The sequence below is a fragment of the Brevibacillus sp. DP1.3A genome (assembly GCF_013284245.2).
Classification (GTDB): domain Bacteria; phylum Bacillota; class Bacilli; order Brevibacillales; family Brevibacillaceae; genus Brevibacillus.
On sequence record NZ_CP085876.1, the window covers coordinates 2,319,917 to 2,329,329 of the forward strand.

A 9,413-nucleotide genomic window follows, 5' to 3' on the forward strand; every position below is an offset into this window, starting at 1 on the left:
AGGGGGTTCTTTTTTTATTGCGCTTGGTTCATTGGCGTCTACAACACTGTTTTTTGAATCGTTAATGAATCCAAGTGGACTGTCTCTTAGTCGGAAAATCGACTTTCGAGACAGCCCTCCTTATTTTTACATACGCTTAACGCTTAATGAAACTTGGAAAGAGCGAATTTAGCTGTAAAATTCATTTTTTTCATATAGGAAGAGTTCGCTCCAGCTTGAAATTGTACAGAAATATTGCCGTCTTTTTCTGCTTGAAAGACGCGTCCGTAAGGTGAATTAGCAGGGTATGTACCAATCACTTGATTATCCGCATCAAAGACTGTATAAGAGATCGGGAATCCTGAATTGGTTACAAATATCGTAAGTTCTTCTCCCTTTTTAAGCGAGAAAGATTCTTTTTGCGTTACTTCGTATGAGCTCAGAGAATAGTATTTCGTAACCTCTTGAATGTCTAAAGCAGTTGTTGCTGCGCTAGCTTTTGAGACTTCCAATCCTGGCAAATATACACCCGAAAGTAGTGCAATTCCTAATGCCCCTGCTAAAATGGCTTTTTTCATAATCGTGGCTCCTCCTTTTTTGCTCATCCATGAGCGAAAGTAAATATTTGGAAATTACACCCATTATAATCTCGTTGAAAATGATTATCAATAAGTTTTTTTTAGATTTGTTAGATTACCTCGTACGGCGTGATAAACAGGGCATAAAAAAAGAGAGTGATTCCATTGAATCAACATCCCCCTAAAAACGGCATACACATCCCTGTATCCGGACAAAACCCTTCATTCGCCGCACACAACCTCTCCGTAAACCCAGGCTCCTTCTGCGCCAGAAACTTAAAATAACAAACAATTTCATGATTCCTTACAGCTAGACTATTCAACTGAAAATCCAACACATACTTCCGATCCACATGCTGATAGTACAAGCCTTTCTTCGTAAACGGAGGAGGGTACACCTTTGATGGCAAAGTCGGAATAATATCATGGACATTCACAATCCGAACACTGTTTTTTACTGTCTCATTAAACCGCGAAGCAAAGACAGGATCTCCGACACGAGGACTCCCATACGTATACACAACAGGTCGCATAAACTTCGTATTCACCGCAATATCCAAACCAGCAAGTGCGGCCAAACCTCCCCCTAAACTGTGCCCCGCAACAAATAGTCTTTTCGATCTTGAAAGCTTGCTCAACTCCCGAATCAATTCATCTCTCGCAGATTGATAAATACAAGTAAACCCACGATGGGTCTTTCCTGCCTTTTTGACAAAACGATAGGGGACTTGATACAAATCTTGATCAGACTCATTGTCATTAAACGTGCGTGTTCCCCGAAAAGCAACAACAATACTGTCTGGAGACTCGGCTACAAAACCAAATATCTCCTGCTCTGGAGTCTCAACACCAGCCAATGCTCGAATCGTCGAGCGCTGACGATACCCTTTTGGCAAGACAAGTGAATCTGTTTCAAAAAGCTGATAGGCCTGATGGATCATGGCCGCAAGTAAAATCGCATCTTCGCTGTTATATATACGATCGATCATTCATGTGTCTCCCTTTCTGAGTTTCCAGGCTGTAAAACCTAGCATTTGCCTTGAAACGGAATACACGTATCGGTATCGGGACAAAACCCGGGATTTTCCACACAGAGCGTTTGGGCATAATCAGGGTCAAGCTGAATGAGGCTATGAAAATAGCAGGCGATACTATCGTTGCGAGGCGTATTATTCAGTTGAAACGAGATCGGAAACTTGTTTTTTACATGTTGATAATAGATACCTTCCTGGGTAAAAGGAGGCGGATACTTTTGATCGGGGAATGTAGGAAAAGGGTCGTGAACATTTACAATGCGTAGACTATTGGCAACAACTTTATTAAAGCGTGAAGCGAAGTGGGGGTCACCAATACGCGGACTGCCATAGGTATAAACGATTGGTTGCCGAAACTGCGTGTTTTCCGCAATATCTAAGGCTGCCAGCACAGCTAGCACGCCACCGTAGTTGTGACCAGTAATAAACAGCTTTTTAGATGCTGAAAACTGATTTATTTTTCTGAGTAACCGATCCCGTGTTGATTGATACAGGCATGTAAATCCACGTGAGGTTTTCCCTGCATCTGTAACAAAAGGATAGGGGACTTGGAGGATGTCATAAGCTGCCAAAAGGTCTGCCGGATATGCTGCGTACCCTCTGAAGGCAATGATGATTTCATCTTTTGATTCTGCTACAAAACCATACACATGTTCCGTTGGATTCTCTACGTCAGCAAAAGCCCGAATGGTATATCGAAGCTGAAAACCTTTGGGTAAGATAAGCTCCCCTTCAAAAAATAGGAGATAAGTCTGATAGCTCATGGCTGCAAGGAAAATGGCAGCCTGACTAGTAAACATGTTGTTTTCGTCCGAGAAAACCATGTAGACAAATTCCTTTCCAAACAAGAATAAGGATCTAACACTTTTGAAAGGGCATATATCGAACTCTTGTCTCTCCCTCCCAAATGATAGCAGGGCAATTCTATTCGAATGACACTTACCATGAGCCTATGTTTTTACGATGGAATGCGTGCTTGTATGAAGAAAATATATGACTGCTTATCGGACAGGAGGGGAGGGGGCAATGACGAATTATAAAGTGGTGTGGAAGAAAAAGGAAAAGGGGCGCGTACGCAACGCTCCCCTTTTACAAAGGTTTTGAGAGGATTTCAATTCCCACATCTATTGTTTTCTCTACTCCCATAAAGGTTAAAAGTATTTTCGCTCTATTTTTGTGCCTATCCACTTTTTTGATAATGCCTTCCAGTCCTATTAGGGGACCCGCTTCTACGATCACTTTTGAATTTTCCAGATAAACTTTTGAATAATCGACAACCTCACCGTTTCCCATGAGTTGGAGTATCAGGGTGATTTCTTTTTCGTCAATGCTCGAATAATAAGTGCCCTCATCTTGCGAATAGTAACTACCGTTATTGACCAAACGCAAGCTCCCAGGAATTTTTTTGATTTTATGGAACATTTCGTTAGTCATTTCAGTCTTAATAAGTACATACCCAGGAAAAATATTCTTGATGACATTATACACAATGCCTGCCTTTTTCTCAGGAACCAATCTCTTCGGCACAACGGACATTAAAGACTGCTCATTAAAATAGAGTTTGAGGTACTTTTGAACGACTTCTTCTTTACCAGATTCTACAAAGATGGCATACCATTTCAAGGTGAGCAATCCTTTCATTATGAAGTGGATTCGTAAGTATCTGGAGCGCTGGCTGCTTTCCAAAAAAAATGGGAATGATTGAGTAGATGAATTACCATTTTTTATGGTATTATCCTAAATATACCCAATTCTTTTGCGTTATGCAATAAAGGCGGTTGTTGTAACATTCTGTATAAATATAAAGAGTTAGCGATATAAGTTTTTTATCGAAAGTAAAATCCCTTAGGGAATTTAAACGATGTTTCGGCACGTTAAAGGAACGTAGGGAGGTCATACGGAGAAACAGTAGTGTGTATATTTATTTACCCACGAACTGGGGAAGCTCTGCCCTTTGGCATAGTAGGAGAACGGAAGGCGGAGAGAGGATTGCATATGTTTCCACAGATATCTACCAGAGAATTCGTTATAAAAGGTACGGATAGAGAGTTTCGTGCGAGTTTGTGCATAGGCTACTTTTCTGTTCCCGCAGATTTTTTAAAAATAGTAAAATTCCTGCACCCAAAAGAATTCGAGTACTATTTTCATCTGGAGTTTGAGCGGAGAGTAAAAAGCTACCTGACAGGGAGATATGTCGCCAAAAGAGCTGTTTCGGTTTTGACTGGAGAAGACAGCTTAGAGCGAATATGTATGGAACAGGGCATTTTTCATCACCCTGTCGTGAACTTACCGAATACAACTAATGTCCAAGTGAGTATCACCCACTGTGACGATCTTGCAGCCGCCATTGCTTTTTCGGAAGAGCTACCAATGGGGATTGATATGGAGAGAATTAGTGTTGATAGAAATAAAGTTCTAGAGACGCAAATGACTGTGAAAGAGAGCAGCTTGTTTTCGTACTTGCCTTATTCCTATGAAACGAATCTTACTCTTTTCTGGACAGTCAAGGAAGCGTTATCCAAAATTTTGAAGACAGGCTTAACAACCTCTTTTCATATCTATGAAATAAGCCAAGTGGAGGCAAGGGACGGGGTTGTTTATAGTCATTTTGAAAACTTTCCTCAATACCATACGGCATCCTTTATCCTTGGTGACTATGTGTGCTCGATCACCTACCCGAAAAAGACAGAGTGGAGTGTTGCTGTAGTAAAGGATGTACTTCAGGAGATAGAACCATCCATGACAAATCTCGGATAAAAATTCCCCATTAGCGGTCAATTGACCAGGCTGTGGGGAGTTTTCTTTATAGAAACCTTTATGAAAACAAGGGGTGCATCATACATGGAAAAGCCTGTTGTGTTTATGTTTTCTGGACAGGGGTCTCAGTACTATCAGATGGGGAAAGACCTTTTTGATCAGAATCCGGTATTTCGCAAATGTATGCTTAGGTTAGATGAAAAGGTACATTCCCTGATCGGGGAGTCTGTCCTTGCCCAGTTATATGATGACACGAAGCGTCGAGACGACATATTTGATCGCACCCTTTATACGCACCCCGCCATTTTTATGGTGGAATACGCTCTGGCCCAGGTTCTCATGGAAAGCGGAATGAAGCCCGACTATTGCCTGGGGAGCAGTTTGGGGGAGTTTGCGGCGGCGGCTGTGGCTGGGATCATGCCTGTGGAAGAATTACTGCAACTCGTGGTTGAACAAGCCACCCTTTACGAAACGTATTGTCAGAAAGGGAGTATGCTTGCGATTCTCCACAATCCCGATCTTTATTATCAAGAGCCGCTCTTGCAGCGAAATAGTGAGTTGGTAGCGGTGAATTTTCATTCGCATTTTGTCATTTCCGGGAGCAGTCATCAGCTACAGCGCATGGAGGATTATGTAAAAGGCAAGGGGATTATTTGTCAACGACTACCTGTATCGTATGCGTTTCACTCATCTTACATCGATTCGGCTGAACCACATTATCGGGAGGTATTGAAACATAAATCGTTTGGAATTCCCCAGATTCCCTTTGTATCGTGTGTTCATGGCGAAATCATGAAGGAACTGCCAGCTGACTACTTTTGGCAAGTGGTAAGAAAGCCAATGCAGCTTCCAAAAGCTGTCCAAGAGCTGGAGAAACAGCAAAGTTATATTTATTTAGATTTGGGACCAGCAGGAAATTTGAGTAATTTTACAAAGCGAAATCTGCGGCAAGATTCACAATCAGAATGCCACTCGATTATCACTCCTTTTAAAAAGGATGGTGAAAATGTAGAGCGCATCAAGCAGCTATTCTCAAATAAAAGGTTGAATACAAACAGAAAGGAAGGCAGAAAAATGACCACATATGTTTTCCCAGGGCAGGGCTCCCAAATAAAAGGAATGGGGGGCTCTCTTTTTGATGAGTTTCCAGAAATAACGGCCAAAGCTGATCAGATATTAGGTTATTCCATCAAAGAATTATGTCTGCATGATCCAGACAAACAATTAAGTAAAACGCAATTTACCCAGCCTGCTCTGTATGTGGTAAATGCGCTTAGCTATCTGAAAAAAGTGAAGGAAACCGGGAAAAAACCTGACTATGTGGCGGGGCACAGCTTGGGTGAGTACAATGCACTTTTTGCATCAGGGGCGTTTGATTTTGAGACAGGCTTACATTTGGTGAAAAAAAGAGGCGAGTTGATGAGTCTGGCCGTCGGTGGAGGGATGGCGGCTGTGATCGGGTTTACTTTGGAGCAAGTGGAACGCGTATTACATGAAAATAATTTGACCAGCATTGATATTGCCAATCACAATTCTCCCGCTCAATTTGTGATTGCAGGTCGAAAAGAAGATATCGAGCGTGCCAACCCTGTTTTTCAGGAAGCAGGCGTAAAAGTATACATACCGCTAAAGGTCAGCGGAGCATTCCATTCCCGTTACATGAGTGATGCGAAGCAGAGCTTTGAGGACTATTTGAATCAGTTTGCGTTTTCCAGTATGACCATCCCTGTGATTTCCAATGTTCACGCAAGACCCTATAAACAGAGCGATGTGAAACGAAATTTGGTTGAACAAATTACACACCCAGTGAAATGGAATGACACCATTCGATATCTCCTGGCCTTGGGGGAAAACGAAATAGAAGAAGTCGGCCCTGGTACTGTGTTGACCAAATTAGTTACTACGATCCGAAATGAAGCAGAGCCGCTGATCATAGAAGTGGAAGAAGAGAAAGAAAACATGGAGCAAGAGGCAAAGCCGGTTGCTATCACCGTACAGGCGGAAGAGATATCGAACCACATGGAGCAGCCAAAAGGAATTACCGCTTCTTCACTAGGAAATCAGCAATTTAAGCAGGACTACAAGCTGAAATATCCCTACCTGGCAGGAGCGATGTACAAGGGAATCTCATCGGAAAAGCTGGTCATTAAAATGGGGAAAGCCGGGATGATGGGTTTTTTCGGAAGCGGTGGCTTACAGCTAGAAAGAATCGAGCGTGCCATCCAACAGATTCAACGTGAACTACAGCAAGGCGAGCCGTATGGGATGAATTTGCTGCATCATCCAAGCGACCCGTCGATGGAAGAAAAAACCGTCGAGCTGTATCTTGCTTATCAAGTGAGAGTGATTGAAGCATCTGCATTTATGGCGATTACCCCTGCGTTGATTATCTATCGGGCCAAGGGATTAAAGCGGACGATGAACGGGCAAGTGGAGGCGGCAAACAAAATTTTTGCCAAGGTATCACAGCCTGAGGTAGCGGAAGCCTTTTTAAGTCCGGCACCTGAGTACCTGATAGAAAAATTGCTGCAAGAACAAAAGCTGACAAGGGAAGAAGCGAGTCTGTTACGAGAAGTTCCGATGGCGGATGAGTTAACGGTGGAGGCCGACTCTGGAGGAAATACTGATCACGGTGTAGCATCTGCTTTGATGCCAGCGATGATCAGGCTCCGAGATAACATGATGCACAAGTATGGATACCGTAAGCCGATCAGAATCGGGGCTGCGGGCGGCATTGGAACTCCTGAAGCTGCTGCGGTCGCTTTCATGCTTGGGGCGGATTATATTGTCACAGGTTCGATTAACCAGTGCACAGTGGAGGCGGCGACCAGCGAGTCGGTGAAGGATTCGTTGCAGTTGGCCAATGTTCAAGACACAGAGTATGCTCCAGCCGGTGAAATGTTTGAAATGGGAGCCAAAATTCAGGTGTTGAAAAAAGGCTTATTCTTTCCAGCGAGAGCGAACAAATTGCACGACCTCTATCGTCAATACAACTCGCTTGATGAAATCGATGAGAAAACCAAGAAACAGCTCCAGGAAAAGTATTTTAAACGCAGCTTTGAAGAGGTGTATGAACAGATGAAAACTACTTGCCCACCTCAGGAACTGAAAAGAGCGGAACGAACGCCTAAATACAAGATGGCGTTACTTTTCAAATGGTATTTTAACCGCTGTTTTGACTGGGCTTTGGATGGAGCCGAAAGCTATAAAGTGGATTATCAGATTTACTGCGGTCCTGCACTAGGTTCTTTTAATCAATGGGTGAAGGGAACGGCTATTGAAAACTGGAGAGACCGTCATGTTGATCAAATCGGTGAAATGATGATCAAGGAGACAGCCACCCTTTTGAATCAACGTATCTATGCCTTAACAGGTTCAAGTAAGTAAATAAGGAATGACTCTCAAATAAGAAAGGAACGGCGAAAAATGAATTTGGAACTAGTAGAATACCACCCTAAAGGCGTTTCAAGCGAAGCGCCTCTTCTTTTTGTGCATGGAGCATGTCACGGAGCATGGTGCTGGGAAAAAAACTTCCTTCCTTATTTTGCTGAAAAAGGCTTTTCTTCCTATGCACTGAGCCTTCGCGGACACGGTGAAAGTGACGGCTTTGAAAACCTTCATTCCTACACACTACAAGATTACGCGGATGATGTTCTTGAAGTGATCGGGCGTCTAAAAAACAAGCCAGTGCTGATCGGACACTCCATGGGCGGAGGCATTGTGCAAAAGATCTTGCACCAGCATCCAGATATAATCTCGGGTACCGTTCTCGTTGCCTCGATTCCTCCGCATGGCGGGATGCGCGACTTATTCCGATTGATGTTCAAAAATTTTAAAGAAGCTATGCAGCTATTTACATATAACGAAAAAAGAGATGCCTCACTACTCGCCAATGTCTTTTTTTCCAAGGAGCTGCCGATTGAAAAAAAGGACGAGTGGGTGAAGCTCTTGCAGCCTGAATCACTGAAAGCAAGAACCGAGATGAATGGAAAAATTGTTCCAAAAACCATCAGTGGGAAAGCTCCGATGCTGGTTCTCGGCTCCAAGCAGGATCGGATGATTTCTGAGAAAACAACGCGCCGAATTGGCAAAACATACGGAATCGAACCCGTTCTGTTCCAAAATATCAGTCATGATATGATGCTTGATCCTGAATGGGAAGCTGTTGCTGGCCACATTTTGACTTTTTTGAGCGAATCTATATCTGAATGGCGGAGGTAGGGAATAACATGGAAGGTTCTTATCAAATCGCAAACATTGCAACGAATGTTGAGGTAGAAATAGAACGTTTGAAATCTCAGGTGGAGTTGTTTTGGGATAAAGAGTTGAAGCATCATATTGAGTTTGGTCTGACAGATGGGATGTCGGTCATAGAGCTAGGCTCGGGGCCAGGATTCGTAATGGAAAAGGTCATGCAGGAGTTTCCCAATTGCAGAATGACGGGATTGGAGATTGATCCTCTTCTCATTGATTATTCCAGAAACTATTTGACACAAAAGCAATCTGATCGATTTGAGATTGTCGCGGGATCGATTATGGAAACGGGCTTACCTAGCGATTCCTATGATTTTGCCATTACTCGACTCGTATTGGAACATTTACCCGACCCAGTCGGTGCGGTTCGTGAAGTTGCGAGGTTGTTAAAACCAGGTGGCAAAGCGGTATTTATCGACAATGATTTCGAGATGCACATCATGACCACCCCACATGTACCAGAATTGCGAGAGCTGTATGATGCCTACTGCGCGGCACGCTATGCGGAAGGCGGCAACCCGAAAATCGGTCGTGAACTGCCAACGGTCCTCAAGCAAGGCGGACTTGGAAAAATAGATTTCGAAGTCATTTGCGCTCACAGTGAGCTTCTCGGGTACGAAATGTTCCTAAAGTCGGAGGGTGTAGGCATTCCTGTGCAGTTGGTGCGTGATGGTTATTTATCCAGCAAGGCACTGGGCAAGCTATCTGTTGCATGGCGAAACATGCTGAATACGGAAGGTCATTCTATTCTCAGACAGCTATACATGGCTGTTGGTGAGAAATCGGTGTAGAAGAAAGGGGGGAGTCGAGT

Annotated in this window: 8 protein-coding genes; 4 read left to right on the forward strand and 4 right to left on the reverse strand. The window is 43.4% G+C overall.

The features are described 5' to 3' along the window. Positions 1–143: 143 nt before the first annotated feature. The 4 genes from HP399_RS10875 to loaP form a co-directional block, all read right to left on the reverse strand. The gene (locus HP399_RS10875) at positions 144–557 is read right to left on the reverse strand and encodes a hypothetical protein (protein WP_173617100.1); all 414 of its coding nucleotides are present in this window, start codon (positions 555–557) and stop codon (positions 144–146) included. A gap of 170 nt (positions 558–727) precedes the next feature. Then, positions 728–1,546, reverse strand: a complete 819-nt coding sequence (locus HP399_RS10880; RefSeq protein WP_173617101.1) for a lipase family protein — start codon at positions 1,544–1,546, stop codon at positions 728–730. Positions 1,547–1,584: 38 nt separating this feature from the next. Then, complete coding sequence (locus HP399_RS10885) at positions 1,585–2,415, reverse strand: lipase family protein (RefSeq protein ID WP_173617102.1); 831 nt, start codon at positions 2,413–2,415, stop codon at positions 1,585–1,587. Positions 2,416–2,680: 265 nt separating this feature from the next. Next, positions 2,681–3,214 (reverse strand): antiterminator LoaP, encoded by a 534-nt coding sequence (gene loaP / locus HP399_RS10890; protein ID WP_173617103.1) that lies wholly within the window; start codon positions 3,212–3,214, stop codon positions 2,681–2,683. Positions 3,215–3,586: 372 nt separating this feature from the next. On the opposite strand from loaP, the gene HP399_RS10895 reads away from it, so the two are divergent. The 4 genes from HP399_RS10895 (at position 3,587) to HP399_RS10910 (ending at position 9,393) form a co-directional block, all read left to right on the forward strand. After that, positions 3,587–4,348, forward strand: a complete 762-nt coding sequence (locus HP399_RS10895) for a 4'-phosphopantetheinyl transferase superfamily protein (RefSeq protein ID WP_228088493.1) — start codon at positions 3,587–3,589, stop codon at positions 4,346–4,348. An 84-nt stretch (positions 4,349–4,432) separates the two neighbouring features. Then, positions 4,433–7,735 carry an ACP S-malonyltransferase gene (gene fabD / locus HP399_RS10900; RefSeq protein WP_173617105.1) on the forward strand — a complete coding sequence of 1,101 codons (3,303 nt, stop codon included), beginning with the start codon at positions 4,433–4,435 and terminating at the stop codon, positions 7,733–7,735. 39 nt (positions 7,736–7,774) lie between these two features. Then, positions 7,775–8,569: an alpha/beta hydrolase gene (locus HP399_RS10905; protein WP_173617106.1), complete on the forward strand. Its 795-nt coding sequence runs from the start codon at positions 7,775–7,777 to the stop codon at positions 8,567–8,569. An 8-nt stretch (positions 8,570–8,577) separates the two neighbouring features. After that, positions 8,578–9,393 carry a class I SAM-dependent methyltransferase gene (locus HP399_RS10910; RefSeq protein ID WP_173617107.1) on the forward strand — a complete coding sequence of 272 codons (816 nt, stop codon included), beginning with the start codon at positions 8,578–8,580 and terminating at the stop codon, positions 9,391–9,393. Positions 9,394–9,413: the final 20 nt, after the last annotated feature.

Coding starts and splice junctions, on each gene's coding strand:
- HP399_RS10875 (WP_173617100.1), bottom strand. CDS start 557: ATGAAAAAAGCCATTTTAGCAGGGGCATTAGGAATTGCACTACTTTCG.
- HP399_RS10880 (WP_173617101.1), bottom strand. CDS start 1,546: ATGATCGATCGTATATATAACAGCGAAGATGCGATTTTACTTGCGGCC.
- HP399_RS10885 (WP_173617102.1), bottom strand. CDS start 2,415: ATGGTTTTCTCGGACGAAAACAACATGTTTACTAGTCAGGCTGCCATT.
- HP399_RS10895 (WP_228088493.1), top strand. CDS start 3,587: ATGTTTCCACAGATATCTACCAGAGAATTCGTTATAAAAGGTACGGAT.
- fabD (WP_173617105.1), top strand. CDS start 4,433: ATGGAAAAGCCTGTTGTGTTTATGTTTTCTGGACAGGGGTCTCAGTAC.
- HP399_RS10905 (WP_173617106.1), top strand. CDS start 7,775: ATGAATTTGGAACTAGTAGAATACCACCCTAAAGGCGTTTCAAGCGAA.
- HP399_RS10910 (WP_173617107.1), top strand. CDS start 8,578: ATGGAAGGTTCTTATCAAATCGCAAACATTGCAACGAATGTTGAGGTA.